Raw genomic sequence first — 22,191 nt, forward strand, 5'->3', positions numbered from 1 at the left:
AAAACACCCCGGATCATTTACCTGGAAATTCTGAAACAAGTACATTAAATATCAATCAAAGTTCTGGTTTTAAATATTATCTTAATTCATAATCCAAACATATAAAAATATGTGGGCCAGGGAACCCACCGAGCCCTTGGGACTGATTGCCCTTATTCCCACTGGAATTCATTGAGGGGGCTCGCGGGAGCACAGTCTCCTGCGTATGTACATCCTTGTTCCATAAAGCCTGGATTCTGTTGAAAATCTGTTCATTGGTCTTCCTTAATTATGGGCCTTGCATTCACGGTACTGCGGTAATTTCCATTTCACCTTGATCCTTCCACCTGGCTAGTGCAGTGAGACTAATTTTTATACTTGGTTGTTATTTGATTAATTGATGGTTGGGTCTAGGCATGTTGTTGCCCTTGATGATTTCATAATCATTGCACCGATTAGTAGGGGCCAGGCCAGGACATTGCTTAGCCTATTGAGGGTTTTATATTATGATTACCTGGATTCCTACCGTGACTACAGGGGCGTAATTATCAACCTCAGTAAGCTACTCCGTGGGCTGGCCCTGAGGATCGTCAAGGAGTTCAACATAAAGTGCACCGAGGGTGGTGCATTTCATGAGCCCTGTCTCATAATCTATGACATACCGCTGGACATACCGCCAATGGTTTTTAGGATAAACGATAATTACTCCTTCGAGGACATACTGCATGAGGTGCTTAGGAGGGGCTTCATTGATGTGACTGGTGATCTCCATGTCGACGTCACCTACGTCTACAGGAAGGGCGGTAGGTTGAGGATTGGTGGTGATTACTTCAAGGCTGTGGTTGAGGGCAGCAACATCTACATTGAGCATAAGGACCCTGATGAGGAGGAGTACGAGTAACGGGGACCTCCACCCATTAGAGACGGGTTGTTCCATTGGTCAATGGTTAGTCCATGTCAGTCACCATGAATGCGCCTTAATTAATTACGAGGCAACCAGCATGAGGCACCTAGGGAGAGGCATACCCAGCGGTACTGCCTATTATGGCCCATAATAGGTTAGGTAATGAACAAGCGCGTCAATGGGCTTTCTTGGATTATGGTCTGTGGTGATCCACAGCCTTCACGATGGAGATCCCTGGAATTATTGTTTTATTCGTGCCGTGAATTCGTGAATATAATGGGGGATTTACGGTGGGTAAGCAACCTTTAAATAACCAGTCTATACCCATTGTTAATGAGCGCCAAAAGTGGATTGCAGGGTAGCGCAAAATCAATCAGTAGGGAGCCGTTTTATTTTAAATCGTTTGATAGGGTCATTGGCGTCGCCCATGACCTTGAGGAGTTAAGGAGCGAGTTCAATAGGCTTCTGGGTATTGACCCGAGGGCCCTTGAGTACCACCTGAGAGAAGGACACATTGTGCAGTGGTTGACTTACATTGGCGAGAACGAACTCGCCGCCAGGTTAACCGGGGTGAACGATCCAAGGACAGCATACGAAGCAATAAATAGTTACCTCACTAAGAATAGGAGTGTCATGAATGATAAAGAGCCCTCCGTAAAACAGGACAGGAGGTACAGTAAAAGAAGCAGGAATGCAAGAATGACCTAATTATCAATTAATCCCCTTGCCTCAGACTCCGGCACTGCCAGGGATTCTACCCACGAGTTTACTGCCCCAGCCCATTTAGATGTTCCTGTAGTCCCCATGGCTACTAGTACTAATCCCACCGCGGTTATTACGCCTTCTGCCGTTTGACCAAGTGAGCATTAAGGGCGCACCTGCGGTTATCCCCCATATTTAGCATGGCAATTGCTGTGATCAATAGGGCCGGCCTTACGTAGTTCTTGCCCCCTCATGGCCTTGATCATTAATATACCTTGTATTGTATAGATCATGCCAATAAATAACCAAGGTCAATACTGGCATAGGAAGAAAACAACATTGCATGCCTAGTTACTGAGTATAAGCCGACTGAGCCCAGGCCATGAAAACCACGCCAATCACGATAAATGCCTTTCCCATTCTTACCATTATTCCTTGATTGCTACGACTCATACGTGGATTATTGCCGTAATTAATTTAAAACATTACCAATACTCCACGTGTGTAAGGTTTATTAGTATTACCGTGATTACGAAAAGTACATGTGCATTACTGCAAATGGACTTGTTAAGCGGTTTAACGACATTACTGCATTGAGCGGTATTAGTTTCGGGATCGAGTGTGGCGAGGCAGCGGCCTTACTGGGCCCCAACGGTGCTGGTAAGACAACGACCCTCAGGATACTCGCCGGCTTACTGAGGCCCGACTCGGGGAGTGCCTACGTCTGTGGCTTCGATGTCCAGAGACAGCCGAGGGATGCTAAGGCATGCCTTGGTTACTTACCCGAGGACGCGGTGCCCTTCCTGAACCTCACTGTTAGGGAGAACCTGGAGTACGTGGCCGTGCTTAGGGGGTTGAGTGATTCCGTGGTTGATGAGACCATTAAGTTGCTTGGCCTTGAGGACTTGGCCGATAGAACCGCTGGGACCCTATCGAGGGGTAATAGGCAGAGGCTTGCGATTGCCCTTGCCATCATGCATAGGCCCAGGGTGTTGCTTCTCGATGAGCCGCTTAATTACCTGGACATACCGACCCAGGAGGTAGTGATTAGGCTCTTCAGGGAGTTAAATGCCTCGGGTTCCACATTGCTTGTGTCGACGCATGTGATGTCCATTGCCGAGAGATTGACCAATAAGGTCATTGTGGTAAATAGGGGTGTTGTTGTTTGGCAGGGTACCATGGACGAGCTTAAGGATATTGCGGCCAGTGCCGGTGAGCGTATTGAGGAGGTTGTGGCGAGGCTGATGAGATGAGGATCCTAAGGATCATCTACTTCGAGATCAAGCAATTATACAGTAAGTGGTTCCTGGCCATACTCATAACCGTACTGGCCATCTACACACTCACTAGTTTTGGTATTGGAAGTAGTAATCCGAGACTAATCCTGTACAACCTGAATTACCTCATAATAATCCTCCTGATCCTATACCTATCCACCTCATTTGCTGTTGTGAGGCCCATGATCGACGTGGTCTTCACAACCCAGGTCAACCCAGTGGAGTACTACATTGCCAGGGCGATTGCCACGGGCTTTATGTACCCAATAGCCATGATAATGATCACAATACCCACAGTGAGGCCAGGCCTCGACCTCGCCTACTACGTGGCAACACTACTTCTCCTCCTGGGGTTCCTCATACTATTCACGGCCAATATCCAATTAATCCCGTGGAGAAACAAAATATTGCTGGCCATTCCAATACTCGCGGTTATAATCCTGGGATACCTCAGGCCCGAGTTCTCGCCGTTATACGGCCTCGTGAGGCCTGGACCAATCTACGTAATTTACGCCCTAGCCCTCCTCATCCTCTCCATAGCCACAATACCCAGGCGGCGTATTAGGGAATTAGCCACCAACGCCTATGGAGTACTGGGTGAACAACCATCAATAACGCTACGGAGACTCGGTGCTAGGCCAATTGGTCTTCCAAGGACCCCGTGGAGGATTATCTGGGCGACCTCAACCACCAACCTAACGTTTATGATGAATTCGCCCCAGGGTAGCCGTGCCGTATCAATGAGGATCAACATCTTCATAATACTGTTACCACTAACCACCTCCTTCGCAATCGCCTACTGCATAGCCGCACTGCTTATTCACGGCACAGGCGCCCAGGTCTTCCTCTCAGTATTCTCCTTCTACATAATATACCTATTACTCTATGTGTTTTCGGCGTCCACGATTAGTTATGAAAGGCTGTGGCTAAGCCTATCCATCGACCCAACCCGGTACTTCAGGTATAGGATGGGCGCGCGTACGTTGATAACGGCCATAGCCCTACTGCCCTGGATCACCGCCTACGCACTACAGGGCATGCACTTCAGGCCAGCCATTTACTTGGCAATGGCTTTAGTCTCCACGGTAATGATGGCGCCAGCGCTTAGTTGGTTAGTCGCTGCCTACGCCGGTCAACCCCAGGTTAGGGAACTCCAAATAATGCAAAGACCCATGACGTACTCCCTAAGGGCTCTCCTAATATTGCTGTTTATCCTCATTACCATGTCAATATACATGACGCCCTACGCCCTAGCCCTACTAACCGTTTACTACCCGGGACTAGCGACACTGTGGACAATAAGCACGGCGCTCACCGCAGTAATACTCATAGCCTCAGCGGCCTTCCTCTACTACGCAGTGGTTTCGGAGAGGAGCCGAGGAATATGGGCCTGGCTTGTGAATAGGTTATCTGAGGTTGGTTATGTTTAGTTACGCGGAGAGGAAGCCTCCGTCCACCGGTATGGCTGCCCCATGCACGTAACTCGCCATGTCCGAGGCCAGGAATAGCGCCACCCTGGCAACCTCGTCTGGGTCACCAAGCCTTCTCAGCGGCATCCTCATGAAGTACTCAACGCCGGTCCTTATTACGTCAATCCTCAACTTAAGTATGGCCTCTTGCCTCAGCCTCTGGACGCCGGGCGTGTTTATTCCGCCGGCGATTATCACATTAATTCTGAAACCCTTCGGTCCATACTCCTTGGCGAGCGCTCTCGTGAGCGCTATTACACCCATCTTACTCATGTCGTAATGCACCAGGTTCCTTGCGAAGGGTAGTATCGACTCTATGGACCCGACGTTTATTATCACGCCACCCCTATCACCCCTACCCCTAATCATGCCCTGGCACATGTGGAAGACGGACTTCAGGTTCACCGCCAGGGTCCTCTCCAGGGCCTCCTCATCAACCTCGAGGAAGTCCATGAACTCGTAAATACCGGCGTTATTAACGAGGATGTCGGGTTCCCTACCCCTGATGGCGCTCCATAGGTCGTCTATCTCCCTCTTCCTGGATAGGTCGACGCGGTAAGTACTAACGTCCACACCAAACCTACCCCTAACCTCATTGGCCACCTCATTAAGTCCAGCCTCATTGACATCGACCAGGTACAGGGAGGCCCCCGCCTCGGCGAACCTGAGGGCCATGGCCCTACCAATCCCAGAGGCTGCTCCAGTGATGAGCGCCCTCCTTCCCCTGAGGGATATTAAGTCGTTAATTGGCCGGCTCATACTGCCGGCAGCGCCACCATGGTTCCTATTAAACCTTAGCCACAGAGGATTGACAATCCTACTTACTACACACGTATATTTTGAATTATATGGCTAAACTTATTAATAAAACTCCAGAATCAATGTTCGTGACACCATGTGGATTGCAATACTTTCATCAAGTGAAGTGAGGGGGATAGGCCCCTTGGTATTAGGAGACTGAACACAAACCTGGTATTCTGGCGAGACAAATCGGGGAAGGTGAATGCACTGCTTGATGACTGCCCACACAGACATGCAAGGCTTTCACTGGGTAAGGTAGTTAACGGCAATGTTCAATGCCCGTACCACGGCTTCGAATTCGATGGTTCTGGGAGGACCGTTAAGGTACCTGCCCTGGGCAGGTCATCCGAAATACCGAAGTACCTAAGGGCACTTTCTATCCCAGTATATGAGACCCACGGCATTATCTGGCTTTGGTACGGCAATGGAGACCCGAGTAAACCGCCGAGGTTCTTCGACGACTTAGACGGGCTAAGTGCGTACTCTGAGTATAGTGAGGTGTGGAGTGTGTCCCTGCCGAGAGCCGTTGAGAACCAGCTTGACGTATTTCACTTACCCTTTGTTCATTATAATACCATCGGTAGGGGTGGTAAGACCCTGGTTCATGGCCCACTGGTCAAGGTCCTTGACGATTACTCCTTCATTATCTATCCATTCAATGAGGTCGACAGGGGACAGAGACCTCTAAGGGGAAATGAAATAGATGCCAGCAGGTTGAGGAATTATCTTTGGTTCATATACCCGAATGTCTGGGAGAATTACATATCCAGAAACATGAGGATTATAGCCTTCTTCGCACCCATAGACTCAAGTAGCACTAAGATCTACATAAGGCTTTACATGAGGGTGACCAGCGTCAAGGTGATTGATAGGGCAATAACCAAGTTACTAATGCCCTTTAACACGTACGTACTCCATCAAGACCGCAGGGTAGTACTTACGCAATCCAATGATATTATGTATGACAAGTTAATTCATGCAGACTATCCAATAGCGTTATACAGGAGGATGTACCTTAAGGACAAGGAACTAAACAAACTACTAGGCAATGCACCGCAGAAACTTCATGAATAGGTACGGCGACGTAATTCCGAGATGACTTTATTAACTTCCGGGGGCAGAAGTTACTTCCGGGGGTGGAAGTGCTCTTTGATCTACGGCCGAAGAACACCAGGTCTGATCTCTTCGATAGGGAGGTTGAGCTTGGCAGGTTCGTTGAGTATGTCGGTGGGTTGGGTTTACCCATTACCCTGGTTCTTGGCTTCCGTAGGGTCGGTAAGTCCTCCTTAATACTCGTGGCCATCAGGGAGATGGGTCTCCCATCGATATACATCGACCTAAGGAAGTTTGAGGAGAGGCAATACCTGTCATATAGGGACTTCATCCTTGAGCTCCAACACGAGGTTAACAACCTCACCAGTAGGTTTCCTGGACTACTCGACTTCCTTAGGAACATAAGTGGCGTTAGCATCATGGGCAATCAAGTACTCTTCTCCTGGAAGAGCAGTAACAGGGCTTCCCTCTCCTCATTACTCGACGCCCTAAATGATTGGGCTAGTAACGGCGTTGTCATCGTCCTTGATGAGGCCCCGGAGCTCGTTAAGGCGAGAGGCTTCAACGTACTGCCAGTCTTCGCCTACGCATATGACAACCTGAGGAAGGTTAGGTTCATAATAAGCGGCTCAAAAATGGGGCTCCTTTACAGGTTCCTTAGGATTAGGGACCCCGAATCACCACTCTTCGGCAGGGCAATGGACATTGTGGAGTTATCGCCCTTCACCAGGGACCAAGTGGCTGAATTCCTTAGGCGGGGTTTCGAGGAGTTGGGTATTGAATTTAGGGATTTTGACGCCGTGTATGAGGAGCTCGGTGGCATCCCGGGCTGGCTCACGTACTTTGGCCTTAGGTACTACGAATATAGGGATCTGGACAAGGCGATTAATGAGACCATGAGCTACGCAACAGCGTTGATAATGCAGGAATTCCATAACTTCCTAACCGATAAGGCGGCCGCGAAGGATAGGTACCTGGCAATAATGAGGATTGTGGCCAGGGAATGCGCGGGTTGGGGCGAGATAAAGAACGGGCTTGAGGTGGCGCTCGGCATGGAGGTAAGCGACTCAAGGATAAGCGAGTACCTAAGGCAATTGCTCGACTCGGCCTGGATAATCAAGGTGGGCAATAAGTACTGCCCAGCCGAGCCATTGATAGGCGCGGCATTCAGGACCTGAGGATCATAAGCAATTAAATTATTTTTTAAGGATGAGATAGCAAGTGATTAAACCAGCCATGGGCATATTCAGCGTTAAGGCACGCATTTAAAACGTCAGGGAGCCCGCTAGGTCAACCACGGTTGACCTAATCGTGAATACAGGCTCAACATACACCGTGATACCCAGCAGGGTACTCGAAGAATTAGGCATCAAGCCCATTAGAACCGTTAGACTTAGACTAACTGACGGTAGAGTTATTGAGAGACCGTTGGGTGAGGCGGGCATTGAGGCTGAGGGATTCACGGTATCCGCAACGCCGGTCATCTTCGGCGATGAGGGCATCTACCTACTTGGCTCAGTAACCATGGAACAACCCCGGCCTCGCCCAGACCCCATCGAGAAGAGGCTAAGACCCACCAAGGCGTTACTAATGGCTACGTGGGCCAATGTCCTGTTTAGTCATTAAAGTCCTTATTAACTTACCAACGACACAATCCATCAATGGACCACACAACAGCTAAAGTCAGGCTCTGCAGTCCACGGGACACGGGCAGCGCCTACACGTGGATCAAGGCCTCAAGACTCAGGGAACTAGGCATTGAACCAATGACCAGGTGAAGGTTCAGGACGATTGAGGGTAGGATAATTGAGAGAAACATTGGCGAAGCAGTAATCGAATGCATGGGTGAAAGGGCAACAACAATCGTAATCTTCGCCGAAGAAAACGACACAGAAGTCCTCGGAATATACTCACCGGAAGGCCTCAGGCTGGAGGTAGACCCAGTAACGAAGCAATTAAAGAAGATCGAAGCATTACTCACGGTATAAATGAGCTTGTGGTGGGGCCGCCGGGATTTGAACCCGGGATCACTCGGGCTCCCAAGCCCACAGGCCTTTTTGCTGTAGCCTGCGGTGGCTACCCAAGCCGAGCTTTAGGTGCAGTGCTTGCATATCCTAGCCAGGCTAGACTACGGCCCCATCCTTCATTGATTTAATGTAGTTTTTAAGCTTTTACTGATGGGCTTGCTCTACGTGAATGCTGGTTTATTCCTCATGACTGGACTGTTTAGTCATGGCGATAAAGGTTGCTCATTAATTGTTGATGGCATATTAATGTTCAATGCGGGTATATGTTGCGGAAGCCAATTATTGAGGGGGTTAGTTGTAAGGATGGTGTGCATGGACATGAGTGAGGCATTAATAGTAGGGTTTTATTGCTTGTGGGTGGTATTTCCGTCCCTGTCCTTACGTGTTTCCTTCCTCTCCGCTTGCTCCAGTATTTCTACCCATGTTAGGAAGCAGTCGGTCACCGTGCTTCCCGTCCATTTCTGCTTCTCCTCACTGCCCATGTTCATCAACCCAGGTGCTTCCTGAAGAAGTTAACCGTCCTTTCCCAAGCATCCTTCGCGGCCACCTCGTTGTATGCGGGCCCGCCCTCGGTGGCGAAGGCGTGGTACGTGCCTGGGTAGAAGGCCATTTCGAACCTGGGTTTGTGGGTGAGCACAGCCTTTATTAGGTCTGGTATTCCCTGGTTTATGGCTGGGTCCTCACTGGCGTAAATGGTCAGTATTGCCCCCTTGATTTTGGCGATGTCGTTTATGTTCCTGGGGTTCCTTCCGTAGTAAATAACCGATGCGTCGAAGGGCGCCCTCGTCGATGCCTCAAAGGCTAGGCCGCCGCCCATACAGAAGCCTATTATGCCCATCCTCTCCACCCTGTACGTGCTCTTTACGTAGTTGTGTGTGTCCACTATGTCCCTGACCATCCTTTCTTCGGTGGTTTCCCTGTTGATGGCTAGTTCCTGCACTATCTCCCTCTCCGTCTGTGATAGTGTGCTCATTAACTCGTTAATTGCCTTGGGGTCAGCCCTCCTCTCTGGTGGTAGGGACCAGAATCTCCTCATTATGCCTGCGATGTTCTGTTCGGTGAATACGCTGGCGTTCCTTGAGTATAGGTTTGGTGCGATGGCTAGGTAGCCGAGGCCCGCCAATCTCTTGGTAGTGTTTTTTATGAATTCCGTGATTCCGAATATTTCGTGTATCACGATCACGGCTGACTTATACGGCGTGTCCGGTGTTGCTTGGAATGCGGTTAATTCGCTACCGTCGCTCGTCCTGTACCTTATGTATTCTTCCCTTGGCATGCCTATGGGTGTTGGTTTCTGTCTTATTAGGTTTTCGTTATCGATTTTTAGAACTACTCACTTGTTATTCTCCATTATTGCTTAGAGATAATTTTTTAAGTGCCTGCGGTACTCGTCCTTTGGTTTTTGAGGTTTTTAATATGCCCTCCTTAAAGGATGAAATGGAGAAGAAGATTATGGAAATTCTTCCTTCGGAGGCTAAGTTCTCCAGGGTTGAGTTTGAGGGTCCCAACGTAATTATCTACGTAATGAACCCTAGGTACGTCATGGAACACAGTGAGTACATCAAGACCCTTGCCAAGGAATTGAAGAAGTACATAATCATTAGGGGTGATCCAAAGGTTAGGATTAGGGAGGTTGATAAATTGAAGAAGACCATTATAGACATGGTTACGAAGAGTGTTGGGTCCAACGTAATTGATGACATTGTGGTTGATGAACCAACTGGTGAGGTCTATGTTTACCTGAAGAAGCCTGTTAGGGAGAGGAGTAAGTTGGAGAAGGAGATATTGGCTGAGACTGGTTGGAAGCCCTGGATAATAGCCACAGCCCTAGAAATGGGCGCTGGGCTGCCTAGGTCGGATATTGATGCCGTTAAGCAGATACAGTTGGCCACGGCTAAGGACAGGCTCGAATTCCTTAAGAGACTGGGCATGAGGATCCATAGGGAGCCCATTTACAGAGATGCCAGGATAACGGTGACCGGGCTCGGGGCCCAAATGGAGGTTGGTAGGAGCGCCATACTCGTCAGAACCAAGGAAAGCTCGATACTGCTTGACTGCGGTGTTAAGCCCTCGAGTTCAGGCGACGAGGCTCCTTTAATTGACGACCTCGATCTGGATACCTTGGACGCAGTAGTCATCACCCACGCGCACATGGACCACATAGGTTATGTGCCGTACCTATTCAAGTATGGTTATAAGGGGCCTGTCTACATGACTGAGCCGACTAAGTACCTAATGGAGGTATTGCTGACTGACTATATTGAGCAGGCGGAGTCTGAGGGTAGGGTGCCGCCGTACAGTAGGCAGGACCTCGCCCAAGCCCTTTACCACACAATAACCCTCAACTACGCGGACCACCCGACGGATATCTCGCCGGACACGAAGCTCATGCTCTTTGATGCTGGGCATGAGGTCGGCTCGTCCGTGGTTCACCTACACATTGGTAATGGCCTATACAACATCATTTACACGGGTGATATGAAGTATGGACCAACGAGGCTATTGAACCCAGCCCACAATAAGTTCAAGAGGGCCGAGCTACTCATCATGGAAAGCACGTATGGCGGTAAGGAGGATATTCAAACACCGAGGCAGGAAAGCGAGCAGAAGCTTGTGGAGCTTGTTGGGCATACGGTTGAGCATGATGGTAAGGTGTTAATACCGGTCTTCAGCACGGGTAGGGCCCAGGAAATACTCCTGGTGCTTAATGAAGCCATTAATAATAAGCAGTTGCCGAAGGTGCCCATTTACGTTGATGGCATGGTCCTCGAGACACTGAACGTGCACCTAATGTTCCCTGACTACCTGAACAGGACCCTTAGGGAATTGATATATGATGGCGTGAACCCGTTCCTCAGCGAGTACGTTAAGCCAATCGAGAGGGCAAGGGACCCCGAGAAGCGTAAGGAGCAGGTCATGGAGATACTCCAGGGACCACCGGCCGTGATACTGGCACCACACGGCATGCTTAATGGAGGCCCAATAATGGATTACTTCGTGCATGCGGCTGAGGATGAGAGAAACCTGCTGTTATTTGTCTCGTACCAGGCGGAGAATACCATTGGTAGGAAGATCCAGCAGGGCGAGAGGAAGTTGACGGTTAGGTACTACTCGGATAAGGTCACTCTGGACGTCAAGATGAAGGTTGACTCAATACCCGGGTTCTCCGGGCATAGTGACAGAAGGCAGTTGCTTAATTACGTGAGGAACATGGAGCCTAAGCCACATAGGGTGATGCTTGTTCACGGCGAACCCTCCAAGATAATGAACCTAGCGCTTACCCTGGAGCTTCAATTGAAGATACCAACCATATTCATGAACAATGGAGAGACAGTGAGACTCATTTAGGCCTCCTCGCGCCATAAACTATGTATATCAATACTGCCAGTACCAACACCACTATTATGGTTAACGCAATGATCATAACCATAGGCCTCTGGGGAGGTCTATAGTTTAGGGCTGTTATTACGTACATTGCGGCGGACCAGGTTAATGGGGACGTTGTCTGTAATGGGTAGCCAAGCCTTGGATCAATGGCCTCAGGCAACAAACCATGTTGTGAATGCTCAATGCACCAAGTCATTAATTCAACCGCGCCCGTGTAGTTACCCACATCCTCGTAATACATGGTGAGGAATAAGGTGGTTATTACCCAAGGCGGGTCCGGCGCCGTACTATCATATAGGCTTGAGTCGTAGTGGTAATCATCACCTGGAAACCTGGCTAACCCACCATTAACCATTAACACATGCATTATCTTATTAACCGTACTCAATGCCCTGCTGTTGTGTGGGTTTATTAGTCCCATGGCTATTGGTAGTATTACTGAGGAGTCGGGTATTCCGTTGTGTATGTACGTCGTTTGTGAACCGTTGGCCGTGTAAACCACGGAGCTCATTAAGGCCTGCGAGTAGAAACCCCCAGAGAAGAAGTAGTGCTGTATTGACGAGTTTAGTTCGTTGGCCATCCCCAGGATCCAGGTATTGTTTAGTCCGAGGACCCTGTATATTTGGGCTGAGGCGTATAGGCCGAGGTCGTCGATCGCCTGGGTCCAGAAATTATAGGCGTAGTTGCTTTCCCATATGCTTAAGTCCTGGGGTATCAAGCCATTCCCGTTAATGGCCCCTGACTCCCAAATCAGTGACTTGTTGATGCATGGTAATACCTCCATAAGGAATGTCTTGTTGCGGGTATACTCATAGAACTGCCAGATACCTATTTGGAATAGGCCGATGCTGTCGTACTCGGGAATACCGAAGCTCTCATCCGGAGCCCCTGTCCAGAAATCATACCTAGTGTACCAGGTGCCGCTGGTGTTCTGCGCACTGCACATCCACAGCCAGTACCTCATTGCAGGTTCATAATAACCAGCCGACTGCAGCGCCATAGCCGCAAACGCGGAATCCCTAACCCAGGTATGGAGGTAGATCGGCTCTGGCGATGCGGCGAACTCACCGGTTACTGGGTTCTGACTATCCATAATAAGTAGGAGACTTAGGTAGTACTCGGTGAGTAGGGCACCGCTTAGTCTTGGCTTGATGGCTTGCCCTAGCCAATTGCCTACCTCATAGTCATTGATCTTCATTAGCTCATTGAGTGGTATGGCATTATCACTACCTAGGTTCAGCACTACGTACGTGTTATTACCCTGCACATTCAATACAGCCCAGCCATCCACATCCTCAACCACTATGCCGTTGTTGGAATACAGGCTGGCTCGAAGCGGGCTCGTTATTGCTATGTACGTGTTGTTAATAACCTGGTAGCCGTATGTGGCCGGAATGAATATCCTAATGGTCAACGTCGTGTTTGACCTACCCATTATTGCTATTGATGTGTAGTTTGGTGGTATGAGTATTGATACTACACCGTTGTCCCCATCTATGATTACCGTATTGTTTAACTCCAGGTAGGCAGCCCTTGCGCTACCCAGGTTGGTTATGGTTATGTTGATGCCGAGTAGGCCGTATTTGCCGTACAGTATTTGCAGGATTGATGGGGGTTTCGAGGATTCACCATTAAGTGCCGGTTTTGGTATTGGGTATCCCGTGGATATGTATATGCTCAGATTCCTCCAGTTACTGAGCAATAGGTATGATGGCGAGGTGGAATTTATTGGTATTTGCACATTTACTTGTCGATTAATCAATGATATTGCAATCATTATTATACCAATTATTATTAATACTATTCCAATGACTAAATATATTATTTTTCTACCCATTGATCATTAATAGCGGCGCTGCTCTTTAATGCTTTATCCATTATCAACCAGAGCCGCTGGGCATATTGTTTATAACCCTAAAACTCTATGTTGAATGGAATGGTATGCTGACGTACATAATTGGCATTATCTTGGCAATTGCTGCGTCCCTCGCCTGGGCAGTATCACCAATACTCTACAGGATTGGTGCCACCAGAAGCGCCCTGGATGACCTAGTCTCCAATTCCCTTGGTGCCTTCGTCCTAGCAATACCATTCATACTACTAAACCCACCGCTGAATAATAATGCCTGGCTGTATGGCGCCCTATTCGCGATGCTTGGGCCCGTGTTCGGTACATACGTATTCCTAATCTCACTTAGGTATGCCGATGTGGGTATCGCTAACGTGATATCGTATGCCTACGTAGTCATATTACCAATAATGCTACTCATTATTAAGCCATCGTACTTAACCTACACATGGCCCGCACTACTAATCATGCTGGGGCTTTACTTGATAATGGGTTCAGGCAAGGGCACCATCTATGGGTACTCCATGGCACTACTCTCAGCCGTACTCTACGCCTTCTCCTTCCTAGCCCTCTACCGCGCCTATGACTACACGAGTCCGTGGGGCATAATATTCATCAGGGGCGTCGCCCTAATAATCGGTGCATTACTACTTAAGATCGCCCTTGAGGGGACCAGGATCAAACTCAGCGGTAAGGTTTTCCTGGCCGGCCTGATAAGTTACGGCGTCGGCGGACCCCTTTACGTATTGTCCGTTGACTACGCAGGTATTGCAGTGCCAACATTAATAACGGCATTATCGCCGGTAATAACGGAGGTCCTCGCCATAGTTAGACTCAAGGAGAAACTGAACAGGAAATCAATACTCGGCTTTACTGCAGTGATCACAGGCGTAGTAATAGCCTCACTTATCGGTATTCAGATTTAAATCTCTTAACGATCCATAACTTAGTGATGAGGGGTCGATAATATGGATGAGGAATGATTTAGGAGGGGACTGACTGATCACGGGCATGATCATCACATAACCGCCTTTCCCTTGCTAAGAACGGGAGGGAAACAACGGTGTATTTTAAGCTATTGAGGTGCATGTTGTTCGTTACGGCAGGATGATGCCCACTGCACCCGTGAAGGCCATACTGGAAACAATTACAGTAGAACTTATTTTAAATATTATCATATATTTACATATATCCATTATAGAACTTTAAAAATATTAGCAGGATAAAATTTATAAAACTATTAATTAATATAATGCACTGTGAAAGACATGAACAGCTCTACACTTAATGAGTTCCTGAGACAAAGAAACCTACTATTAAACGCAGGTAGTTATGAAGAGGCTAAGTCAAATTTCAGGTGGCCACCGCCTGATGAGTTTAACTGGGCTGTGGATTACTTCGATAAGTACCTAGCGGAGACCTCCACAAATCCAGCCCTTATTTACATAAATGATGAGTTATTCAAGTCAGGTGATTCAAGGATCCTCAGCTACCATGAACTTAGGGCTCGATCCAATAAATTAGCCAACGCACTTTCGGACCTTGGTATCAGCCGTGGGGACGTCGTCATGGTTATGCTAAATAATAGGCCTGAGCTCTTCGAATCATTCCTAGCCCTCATGAAGATAGGTGCCGTAATTTCGCCGGCAACCACCCTATTACTACCGTCGGATATTGAGGATAGGGCATCAAGGGCTCACTTCAAGGCCATTATTGCAGATCCGGAGGTCGTTAGTAGGATTGACCAGATTAAGGGCAATCTCGAGAAGCTCGGCGTTAAGTACTTCATAACCCTCAGTAAGCCAGGGCCTGGATGGCTTAATTACTATGAATTAACCAGCGGCAAGCCCGAGAACTTCCAGGGAGTTAAGACCAAGTCAGATGATTTACTCCTGGTTTACTTCACATCAGGTACCACCGCTAAACCCAAGATGGTCATGCACACCCAGTCAAGCTACCCAATAGGCCACCTAACAACCATGTACTGGGTTGGTGCCAAGCCCGGCTATAGGCACATGAACATCTCGAGTCCCGGATGGGCTAAGTGGGCTTGGTCGACATTCTTCGCAGCCTTCAATGCTGGTGCCACTACCGTGGTTTATGACTATAGTGGTAGGTTTAGTGCGGCTAATCATTTGAAGATTCTTGAGAATTACGGTGTTGACACACTATGTGCGCCACCAACTGTCTGGCGTATGATAATACTTGAGGACTTAACGAAGTATAACCTTGAGAAGATTAAGAGCTTCGTGAGCGCTGGTGAGCCGCTTAATCCGGAGGTTATTGAGCGTGTTTATAAGGCGGCTGGTAAGTATATACGTGATGGTTATGGGCAGACGGAGACCACGCTAATGGTTGGTAACTTCCCCGGCATGAAGATTAAGCCAGGCTCAATGGGTAAACCAGCCCCTGGCTATGACATAGTCCTCGTTGATGAGGATGGAAACCCCGTGGGTACTAATAGGGATGGGCACATAACCGTTAGGACCAGCCCAAGGCCCATTGGCCTAATGGTTGGTTATGACGATGAGAATAAGAATAGGGAGGTGTTTAGGCTCGGCCTGTACTTCACGGGTGACGTGGCCTTCATGAATGAGGAGGGTTACCTATACTTCGTTGGCCGTGCAGACGACGTGTTCAAGTCAAGCGACTATAGGATTAGCCCGTTTGAACTGGAGAGTGACTTGTTGAAGCACCCAGCTGTTGCCGAGGCTGCCGTGGTCCCAAGCCCAGACCTGATAAGGGGCTTCATACCGAAGGCGTACATCGTCCTTAAGCCAGGTTACACGCCAAGTAAGGATTTAGCGTATGACGTGTTTAAGTTCATTAGGCTTAACATAGCGCCGTATAAGAGGCCCAGGGCCATTGAGTTCGTGCCTGAACTACCCAAGACGATCAGTGGTAAGATTAGGCGTGTTGAGCTTAGGGGCCTTGAACGTGAGAAGAGAAACAAGGGTATTAGGGGTGAGCATGAGTACTTTGAGGATGACTTCCCGGACATAAGGCAGTTGAAGGTATAATACCCATATAACCCCCAAAATGGCTTTTTAAATTAATCCATATTTACTTTCATTGATACGAAATGTCCAGCGGAATAAGGAGGATCAGCCTTGGTATTGACTGGCTTGATTACGCAATGCTTGGCGGTGTACCCAGGGGTAATTGGCTACTCATCACTGGGGAGCCTGGCGTGGGTAAGAGCATACTCACAATACAGGCCGCCGGGGCTAATGTGAATGCCATGCCCGTGGTCTACGTTTCAACAGAGACCAGGTTCTATGACGTGGTGAGACAAGCCAAGCAATTCAATATTGACTTGACCGACGCGGTGAGCCTCGCGGACGTACTGACTGGCAGGGTTAAGGACGTGAAGACTAACCTGGTCGTGATAGACCTATTCGGCTTGGCCAGGGAGTATAGGGAACTCCTGAGGGCAAGTGAGGAGGAGGGTAGGACGAAGGCTAAGTCACCACTGAGTATGGAGGTTGTTATGGCAAGTATTGAGAAGGCTTATGAGATTCTCGGCATTAGTGAGGAGGGTAGGGTCACCAAGGACGTACTAGTCATAATTGACTCCCTAGCCCCCATGTGGAGTCACGCGCCGGCCATGGCTAGGCTCATTACCTACCGCCTGAGGCAGAGGCTTTACCGCTCCAATGTCACGGTGATAATGACGAATCAGTACGCGCCAACCACCGGGATGACGTTTGGTTTTGGTGCTGAACACATTGCCGATGCCATAATCCACATGTGGATCGAGGAGCCGGAGAAGAAGAAGGAGATCGAGCGTTGGCTAATCATAAAGAAGGCCAGGCTCACAAACCACTACAGGAAGGCCATGAAGTTCGAGATAGAACCCGGTAAGGGATTAACACTTATAGAACCGGGGATTGATGAACTGAGGAAGTGGTTTAATGAGTATGCAGGAAAACAGGAACCAAACGAAGAATGATGGCTGTAGTGGAAGGATAATTAGGGCCATGGAGGAGTTCTTGTGGGCCCTGATTAACAACGGCAGTAGGGATGACATAATACTGGAATTAACGCAGTGCGGTGATGAGGCTAGGCCCTATTTAACCGTTGTTAATGGTATTGACCCGGGGAACACCCTGTCCGCTGCATTATCATACCTTCAATACGTTAGGTACTCTAGGGGCGAAATAACTGTGAATAAGGATTACCTGGTGAATATTAATGAGGATTTATCAAACCCTAGGGACGCCTACTCGATCATAGTTGATAACCTCGCCCATGCATTAAGGGCCCAGGACTATGTAACCGCTGCATTCCTTGCTGACCTCGCGTTCATCGCCAGGGCATACATGCTTTGTTTGAGTAACGGTGGTGATAAATCGTGTGATTGGCTAAGGAGGTCTTTTACTGTTAGGGTTTTAATATTGAGGAGTAGAATTAACAATTATTGATCGGCCTGAATTTATAGCCATAATTAATTAACCCATAGGTGCTGTCCATCTTCACCATCCTGAATACAACCTCAACATCAACGCCGGGGCTCAGCTTCTCAGGGTCCATACAATCCACTATTTGCCCAACGACCTTAACACCGCCAAGATCCACCATACCTATGATCAAGGGTTTCATCTTCTCAAACTCAGCAGGTACTGAGTAAAGCACCGTGAAGTTAATGAGCTTGCCAGTACTTGGTAGTGGGTATGGCTTAAACTCCCTTGAACCGCACTCACACACTGCCCTTGGTGGGAAGTATACTCGGCCGCACTTAATGCATTGAACGCCCTCGAGCCTGTAGTACTGAGGCATCCTCCTCCAGTACCTTGGTACGGATAGTCTCTGGTCCACCATGTCAGCTCACCCTCCTGAGTACTACTGAAGTTGATACTAGGTCAAAGCCAGCCATGTCCTGAACAATGCCCAACTCAGCCTTACCCAGTGATTCAAAGGGCTTCACATTCATCAATTCCATAACCATCAACGCCAACTCATACATTCCCGAGGCACCCCCTGGGAACCCCATGGACTTAAGCCCACCGCCAGCATTAACGACTAACTTATTACCTACGTCCAACGCACCCGTGGATAATAACCTCGGAGTCTCGCCGGGCCTCACAAGACCCATGGACTCCAGAGCCAGCATGCCAAGTATGCTGTACGTGTCATGGACCTCGGCTAGCCTTATGTCACCTATTGATACGTGGGCTGCCCTAAGGGCCATGTTTGTGGCATCCCTGACCGAGAGTAATTCCGTGAGTGAATCCCTCTGCCCTGTGTATGTTCCGTATGCGCCAATACCAATACCATCAATTCTTATTGCAACATCGCTCTTCACGGGCTTATTGCAGAGTATTACTGCGGCTGATCCATCCACGGCCGGCGCAACATCGTATAGCCTTAATGGGTCTGCAACGACCTCCGACTCAAGCACGTCCTTAAGCGTTGCCTGCTTCTTCATGTATGCAAGTGGGTTCTTACTGCCCCTCTCATGCATTTTTATTGGCCATATTGCGAGATCCTCATAATCATAACCATACTTAAGCATGTACTCCCTCATTGCCATGGCTGCCTGAGCCGCCGGTGTTACACCAAAGAACCCCTCGTACTCATAGTCCGTAATTGTAGCCAGTGCCTTGTTTAACTTGACGTTTATGACGTCGTGCATCTTCTCGACGCCAACCACGGCCACGCAGTCATAAATACCCGCCCTGACTGTGTTGTATGCCTCCAGTATTGCCACTCCGCTTGAACCATCACCGCTCTCGATCCTAATGGCCGGTATCCTTCTCATGCCCACGTAGTCCGATAGGAATGCACCCAATGTGCCCTGGTCCTGTAGCACCTCAGAGAACGCATTCGCCACGTATATTGCACCTAGATTTACATTGCCTACCTGGTCGAGGATCTTCAGGAAGGCTTCGGCGAATAGTTCCTTGAGTCCCTTCTCATAATGCCTACTACCTGGCACCAGGGAGTGGGCTACGACATATACTTCTGTCGTATTAAACACCAGCAGTTGCCATAAATGTGAAGTTTTTAAATATTCCCTGAATATAGTCAACTAATGGTCGAGGAATTAAACCTTGAAGATATATTCACAAAAATAGATAAGGGTGAGTTGAAACTTCATGAGTTAGATAAGTTTCTTGGGGACTCCAACAGGGCCACCGAGGTTAGGAGAGTGTACCTCGAGAGGAGAACTGGCGCTCGACTTAACAATGTTGGTAAGACCGTCATTGACTTCAACACCGTAGTCGGAAAAAACATAGAGAACACAATAGGCGCAGCGCAAGTGCCAATAGGTATCGCTGGGCCCCTGCGCGTGATTGGTGATTACGCCAATGGACTTTACTACATACCATTGGCCACCACTGAGGGCGCCCTCGTTGCCTCCGTGAATAGGGGCGCCAAGATAATCACCGAAGCTGGCGGTGCAAGGAGCAAGGTTATTAATGACGGCATGACAAGAGCACCCGTCATAGCAGTACCAAGTGTAATTGATGCCGTTGAACTGGTTAATTGGGTTAATGATCACTTTAACGAGTTAAAGAACATTGCTGAATCAACAAGTAGGCACGCAAGGTTATTGAACATTCAGCCATTCATTATTGGTAATAATGTATGGCTTAGGTTTAGGTTCGCGACTGGTGATGCCATGGGCATGAACATGGTGACCATAGCCACAGACAAGGCCGTTAAGCACATACTCAGTAAATTCCCAAGGGCGCAATTGGTGGCGCTCAGTGGCAATATGTGTGTTGATAAGAAGGCTAACACCGTGAACTTCCTACTCGGTAGGGGTAAGACCGTGGTTAGTGAGGCCGTGATACCAAGGAACACCCTGGAGAAGTGGGGCGTCACGGCGGAAGACGTTGCCGAGGTTAATAACAGGAAGAACCTACTCGGTTCTGCACTGGCTCATTCCTATGGCTTCAATGCGCATTTCGCCAACATAGTCACAGCAATCTTCATAGCCACAGGGCAGGATGTCGCCCAGGTCGTTGAGTCAAGCATGGGTATTACCTGGATGGAGCCCCTTGATAATGGCGATCTCTACGTATCAGTCACACTGCCAAGTCTCGAGGTCGGCACCGTGGGTGGTGGCACCGGGTTACCGACACAGAGGGAGGTGCTTCAAATGCTCGGTGTTTATGGCTCAGGAAATCCACCTGGCTCTAATGCCCTTAAGTTCGCCGAGGTCATGGCTGCGGCCGTACTCGCCGGTGAAGTTAACCTAGTCCTTGCGCTGGCGAGGGATGAATTGGCGAGGGCTCATGAGATGCTGGGCAGGGCTGGTAAGACGTAATGCTTCGTATCCAGAAACATAAATTTAGCTATGTATCTATACGTACTCTCTATAGTACATAAATTGAAGTGATAAGGCTTATAAAGAGCTGCATTAGTAATTTTTGGGGATTAGTTTGGTAATTTATGTTTCTCCCGATAAAAAGGTTGTTGAAAAGACGCTTCAAACTGAGCTCAAGCGGATAATGCTTAGTGAGTTGATAGACGGCGAGGTAATCATCGGCGCCGCCATTATCGACTCAAACGGCATCCCACTCATTTATCACATCCCAAATACCCTCACCGTTAAATCCCTTAAAAACCTCCTTTCCCTCATAGAGTTTGCCGATCATACCGCTAAAATCAATGATGACCTCCTTGGTTCATATCAATACCTCATAATCCGCTACTCAAACTTCAAAATTGCCTTCTTTGAGATGGGTTCTAAGGGTTGGTTGATGGTTTTCGTGAATCCTGTCTGGCACGTTGAGAATGTAATGTCAAAGATTAAGCAGTTCATGCTTAAGGTTCAAAGGATGATTTAAACCCATTGGTTAAAACGGTAAGATTTGCCACCTCAAAAATTTAAGTACTTTATACCTGGATCCTACTCAATGTCGAAGATAACCGGTAGCGTGAAGATACCTGAAATGGAGGTTAAGGAGGAGGTCTCCCTGGATGCCTCGAGTACTGCCATTATCATCGTCGACATGCAAAATGACTTCGTAAGACCAAATGGAAAGTTGTACGTACCCACCGCGCAGGCCACAATACCATCAATAAGGAAAGTGCTGGCCAAGGCCCGGGAAGCCAATGTACCAGTTATATACACCCAGGACTGGCACTTCAAGAATGACCCTGAGTTTAGGATCTGGGGCGAGCATTGTGTAATGAATACCTGGGGCGCAGAGATCGTGGATGAGCTTAAGCCCATGCCGGATGACATAGTTATAAGGAAGCATAGGTACGATGCCTTCTTCGGCACAGACTTGGATTACGTGCTTAGGCATGTTGTTCACGCAATGAATTTGGTGATTGTGGGTACCGTGGCCAACATCTGCGTACTACACACGGCGGGTAGCGCTGCGCTTAATTGGTACAACGTGATTGTGCCTATTGACGGGATCTCAGCACTAAATGAATTTGATTATTACGCTGCACTTAGGCAAATAACCTTCCTATATAATGGCATACTTACAAGGGCTGATAGTATTAAGTTTGTATAGATGTATGCCTAATCCTAGGTGATTTTTAATATTATTGCTCAATGTCGAGGATACCTTTGGCTTATAGCCTCAACATACGCATTATTTCTTGAAAAATTTTGATGCAAGCAAATAGAAATTGAATGGGAACTTAATGTTAAGATTGAGAGCATCATTAAACTCCTACCTTATGGCGATTACCACTGGATTTACCTCGGGAAGAGGACAAGGATGATTTACGAAACTGTGTATGCTGTTCTCCCTGACTATGTTGACTATGTTAA

General features: G+C 48.3%; 22 protein-coding genes, 1 tRNA gene and 1 pseudogene. 16 read left to right on the plus strand and 8 right to left on the minus strand.

Going from position 1 to position 22,191, the window contains the following annotated elements; genetic code table 11:
* Positions 1-379: 379 nt before the first annotated feature.
* The gene (locus Vsou_RS00835; protein WP_188603544.1) at positions 380-880 is read left to right on the plus strand and encodes a hypothetical protein; all 501 of its coding nucleotides are present in this window, start codon (positions 380-382) and stop codon (positions 878-880) included.
* Positions 881-1,216: 336 nt separating this feature from the next.
* Positions 1,217-1,591: a hypothetical protein gene (locus Vsou_RS00840; protein WP_188603545.1), complete on the plus strand. Its 375-nt coding sequence runs from the start codon at positions 1,217-1,219 to the stop codon at positions 1,589-1,591.
* Here the strand turns inward: Vsou_RS00840 and Vsou_RS00845 are convergent.
* Entirely contained in the window at positions 1,588-1,710 is a 123-nt protein-coding gene (locus tag Vsou_RS00845; RefSeq protein ID WP_264890746.1) for a hypothetical protein, read from the minus strand. The two genes, Vsou_RS00840 and Vsou_RS00845, sit on opposite strands and share 4 nt — an antisense overlap.
* Positions 1,711-2,127: 417 nt before the next feature.
* Here Vsou_RS00845 and Vsou_RS00850 point away from each other — a divergent pair, with 417 nt between their 5' ends.
* Together Vsou_RS00850 and Vsou_RS00855 are read left to right on the plus strand one after the other, a co-directional pair.
* On the plus strand, positions 2,128-2,838 hold the full coding sequence (locus Vsou_RS00850; protein ID WP_188603546.1) for an ABC transporter ATP-binding protein: 711 nt from the start codon (positions 2,128-2,130) through the stop codon (positions 2,836-2,838).
* Complete coding sequence (locus Vsou_RS00855; RefSeq protein WP_188603547.1) at positions 2,835-4,292, plus strand: hypothetical protein; 1,458 nt, start codon at positions 2,835-2,837, stop codon at positions 4,290-4,292. Before Vsou_RS00850 ends, Vsou_RS00855 begins: the two co-directional genes overlap by 4 nt.
* Here the strand turns inward: Vsou_RS00855 and Vsou_RS00860 are convergent, their stop codons facing one another.
* Positions 4,293-5,090 (minus strand): SDR family NAD(P)-dependent oxidoreductase, encoded by a 798-nt coding sequence (locus Vsou_RS00860; protein ID WP_188603548.1) that lies wholly within the window; start codon positions 5,088-5,090, stop codon positions 4,293-4,295.
* A 210-nt stretch (positions 5,091-5,300) separates the two neighbouring features.
* On the opposite strand from Vsou_RS00860, the gene Vsou_RS00865 reads away from it, so the two are divergent.
* From Vsou_RS00865 to Vsou_RS00880, 4 genes and pseudogenes are all read left to right on the plus strand, one after another.
* Positions 5,301-6,206 carry an aromatic ring-hydroxylating oxygenase subunit alpha gene (locus Vsou_RS00865; protein ID WP_229709863.1) on the plus strand — a complete coding sequence of 302 codons (906 nt, stop codon included), beginning with the start codon at positions 5,301-5,303 and terminating at the stop codon, positions 6,204-6,206.
* A 62-nt stretch (positions 6,207-6,268) separates the two neighbouring features.
* Entirely contained in the window at positions 6,269-7,363 is a 1,095-nt protein-coding gene (locus Vsou_RS00870) for an AAA family ATPase (RefSeq protein WP_229709856.1), read from the plus strand.
* A gap of 127 nt (positions 7,364-7,490) precedes the next feature.
* Positions 7,491-7,811, plus strand: a pseudogene (locus Vsou_RS00875) (aspartyl protease family protein); the annotation flags it as partial.
* A 215-nt stretch (positions 7,812-8,026) separates the two neighbouring features.
* Entirely contained in the window at positions 8,027-8,173 is a 147-nt protein-coding gene (locus tag Vsou_RS00880) for a hypothetical protein (RefSeq protein ID WP_243681232.1), read from the plus strand.
* 9 nt (positions 8,174-8,182) lie between these two features.
* Here Vsou_RS00880 and Vsou_RS00885 read toward each other — a convergent pair.
* The 3 genes from Vsou_RS00885 to Vsou_RS00895 all read right to left on the minus strand — a co-directional run bounded on the left by Vsou_RS00885 (position 8,183) and on the right by Vsou_RS00895 (position 9,488).
* Positions 8,183-8,323: transfer RNA gene (locus tag Vsou_RS00885), tRNA-Ser, on the minus strand.
* 233 nt (positions 8,324-8,556) lie between these two features.
* Positions 8,557-8,694, minus strand: a complete 138-nt coding sequence (locus Vsou_RS00890) for a hypothetical protein (RefSeq protein ID WP_188603549.1) — start codon at positions 8,692-8,694, stop codon at positions 8,557-8,559.
* Positions 8,695-8,699: 5 nt separating this feature from the next.
* On the minus strand, positions 8,700-9,488 hold the full coding sequence (locus Vsou_RS00895) for a dienelactone hydrolase family protein (RefSeq protein WP_188603550.1): 789 nt from the start codon (positions 9,486-9,488) through the stop codon (positions 8,700-8,702).
* A gap of 140 nt (positions 9,489-9,628) precedes the next feature.
* Between Vsou_RS00895 and Vsou_RS00900 the strand changes: the two genes are divergently transcribed.
* The gene (locus Vsou_RS00900; RefSeq protein WP_188603551.1) at positions 9,629-11,560 is read left to right on the plus strand and encodes a beta-CASP ribonuclease aCPSF1; all 1,932 of its coding nucleotides are present in this window, start codon (positions 9,629-9,631) and stop codon (positions 11,558-11,560) included.
* On the opposite strand, the gene Vsou_RS00905 is transcribed toward Vsou_RS00900, so the two are convergent.
* Positions 11,553-13,436, minus strand: coding sequence for a glycoside hydrolase family 15 protein (locus Vsou_RS00905; RefSeq protein WP_188603552.1), 1,884 nt, complete (start codon positions 13,434-13,436; stop codon positions 11,553-11,555). The two genes, Vsou_RS00900 and Vsou_RS00905, sit on opposite strands and share 8 nt — an antisense overlap.
* A 104-nt stretch (positions 13,437-13,540) precedes the next feature.
* Here Vsou_RS00905 and Vsou_RS00910 point away from each other — a divergent pair, with 104 nt between their 5' ends.
* The 4 genes from Vsou_RS00910 (at position 13,541) to Vsou_RS00925 (ending at position 17,872) form a co-directional block, all read left to right on the plus strand.
* Entirely contained in the window at positions 13,541-14,374 is an 834-nt protein-coding gene (locus Vsou_RS00910) for a DMT family transporter (RefSeq protein WP_188603553.1), read from the plus strand.
* 342 nt (positions 14,375-14,716) lie between these two features.
* The gene (locus Vsou_RS00915; protein ID WP_188603554.1) at positions 14,717-16,468 is read left to right on the plus strand and encodes an acetate--CoA ligase; all 1,752 of its coding nucleotides are present in this window, start codon (positions 14,717-14,719) and stop codon (positions 16,466-16,468) included.
* A gap of 62 nt (positions 16,469-16,530) precedes the next feature.
* On the plus strand, positions 16,531-17,400 hold the full coding sequence (locus Vsou_RS00920; protein ID WP_188603555.1) for an ATPase domain-containing protein: 870 nt from the start codon (positions 16,531-16,533) through the stop codon (positions 17,398-17,400).
* A complete protein-coding gene (locus Vsou_RS00925; protein ID WP_229709858.1) occupies positions 17,363-17,872 on the plus strand; it encodes a hypothetical protein in 510 nt (169 codons plus the stop codon). Before Vsou_RS00920 ends, Vsou_RS00925 begins: the two co-directional genes overlap by 38 nt.
* Here the strand turns inward: Vsou_RS00925 and Vsou_RS00930 are convergent.
* Positions 17,859-18,269, minus strand: coding sequence for a Zn-ribbon domain-containing OB-fold protein (locus Vsou_RS00930; RefSeq protein WP_188603556.1), 411 nt, complete (start codon positions 18,267-18,269; stop codon positions 17,859-17,861). The genes Vsou_RS00925 and Vsou_RS00930 overlap by 14 nt on opposite strands.
* A gap of 1 nt (position 18,270) precedes the next feature.
* Complete coding sequence (locus tag Vsou_RS00935; RefSeq protein ID WP_188603557.1) at positions 18,271-19,428, minus strand: thiolase C-terminal domain-containing protein; 1,158 nt, start codon at positions 19,426-19,428, stop codon at positions 18,271-18,273.
* 54 nt (positions 19,429-19,482) lie between these two features.
* Here Vsou_RS00935 and hmgA point away from each other — a divergent pair, with 54 nt between their 5' ends.
* The 3 genes from hmgA to Vsou_RS00950 all read left to right on the plus strand — a co-directional run bounded on the left by hmgA (position 19,483) and on the right by Vsou_RS00950 (position 21,928).
* Positions 19,483-20,724 carry a hydroxymethylglutaryl-CoA reductase (NADPH) gene (gene hmgA / locus Vsou_RS00940; RefSeq protein WP_188603558.1) on the plus strand — a complete coding sequence of 414 codons (1,242 nt, stop codon included), beginning with the start codon at positions 19,483-19,485 and terminating at the stop codon, positions 20,722-20,724.
* Between the two features lie 115 nt (positions 20,725-20,839).
* A complete protein-coding gene (locus Vsou_RS00945) occupies positions 20,840-21,247 on the plus strand; it encodes a hypothetical protein (RefSeq protein WP_243681212.1) in 408 nt (135 codons plus the stop codon).
* A gap of 69 nt (positions 21,248-21,316) precedes the next feature.
* Positions 21,317-21,928 carry a cysteine hydrolase family protein gene (locus tag Vsou_RS00950; protein ID WP_188603559.1) on the plus strand — a complete coding sequence of 204 codons (612 nt, stop codon included), beginning with the start codon at positions 21,317-21,319 and terminating at the stop codon, positions 21,926-21,928.
* The last annotated feature ends 263 nt before the right edge of the window (positions 21,929-22,191 follow it).

The organism is Vulcanisaeta souniana JCM 11219, assembly GCF_026000775.1.
Lineage (GTDB): Archaea > Thermoproteota > Thermoprotei > Thermoproteales > Thermocladiaceae > Vulcanisaeta > Vulcanisaeta souniana.

Excerpts from the sequence above, each read along its gene's own strand:
- Vsou_RS00835 (WP_188603544.1), top strand. The coding sequence starts at position 380 with ATGGTTGGGTCTAGGCATGTTGTTGCCCTTGATGATTTCATAATCATT.
- Vsou_RS00840 (WP_188603545.1), top strand. The coding sequence starts at position 1,217 with ATGAGCGCCAAAAGTGGATTGCAGGGTAGCGCAAAATCAATCAGTAGG.
- Vsou_RS00850 (WP_188603546.1), top strand. The coding sequence starts at position 2,128 with ATGTGCATTACTGCAAATGGACTTGTTAAGCGGTTTAACGACATTACT.
- Vsou_RS00855 (WP_188603547.1), top strand. The coding sequence starts at position 2,835 with ATGAGGATCCTAAGGATCATCTACTTCGAGATCAAGCAATTATACAGT.
- Vsou_RS00860 (WP_188603548.1), bottom strand. The coding sequence starts at position 5,090 with ATGAGCCGGCCAATTAACGACTTAATATCCCTCAGGGGAAGGAGGGCG.
- Vsou_RS00880 (WP_243681232.1), top strand. The coding sequence starts at position 8,027 with ATGGGTGAAAGGGCAACAACAATCGTAATCTTCGCCGAAGAAAACGAC.
- Vsou_RS00890 (WP_188603549.1), bottom strand. The coding sequence starts at position 8,694 with ATGGGCAGTGAGGAGAAGCAGAAATGGACGGGAAGCACGGTGACCGAC.
- Vsou_RS00895 (WP_188603550.1), bottom strand. The coding sequence starts at position 9,488 with ATGCCAAGGGAAGAATACATAAGGTACAGGACGAGCGACGGTAGCGAA.
- Vsou_RS00900 (WP_188603551.1), top strand. The coding sequence starts at position 9,629 with ATGCCCTCCTTAAAGGATGAAATGGAGAAGAAGATTATGGAAATTCTT.
- Vsou_RS00905 (WP_188603552.1), bottom strand. The coding sequence starts at position 13,436 with ATGGGTAGAAAAATAATATATTTAGTCATTGGAATAGTATTAATAATA.
- Vsou_RS00910 (WP_188603553.1), top strand. The coding sequence starts at position 13,541 with ATGCTGACGTACATAATTGGCATTATCTTGGCAATTGCTGCGTCCCTC.
- Vsou_RS00915 (WP_188603554.1), top strand. The coding sequence starts at position 14,717 with ATGAACAGCTCTACACTTAATGAGTTCCTGAGACAAAGAAACCTACTA.
- Vsou_RS00920 (WP_188603555.1), top strand. The coding sequence starts at position 16,531 with ATGTCCAGCGGAATAAGGAGGATCAGCCTTGGTATTGACTGGCTTGAT.
- Vsou_RS00925 (WP_229709858.1), top strand. The coding sequence starts at position 17,363 with ATGAGTATGCAGGAAAACAGGAACCAAACGAAGAATGATGGCTGTAGT.
- Vsou_RS00930 (WP_188603556.1), bottom strand. The coding sequence starts at position 18,269 with ATGGTGGACCAGAGACTATCCGTACCAAGGTACTGGAGGAGGATGCCT.
- hmgA (WP_188603558.1), top strand. The coding sequence starts at position 19,483 with ATGGTCGAGGAATTAAACCTTGAAGATATATTCACAAAAATAGATAAG.
- Vsou_RS00950 (WP_188603559.1), top strand. The coding sequence starts at position 21,317 with ATGTCGAAGATAACCGGTAGCGTGAAGATACCTGAAATGGAGGTTAAG.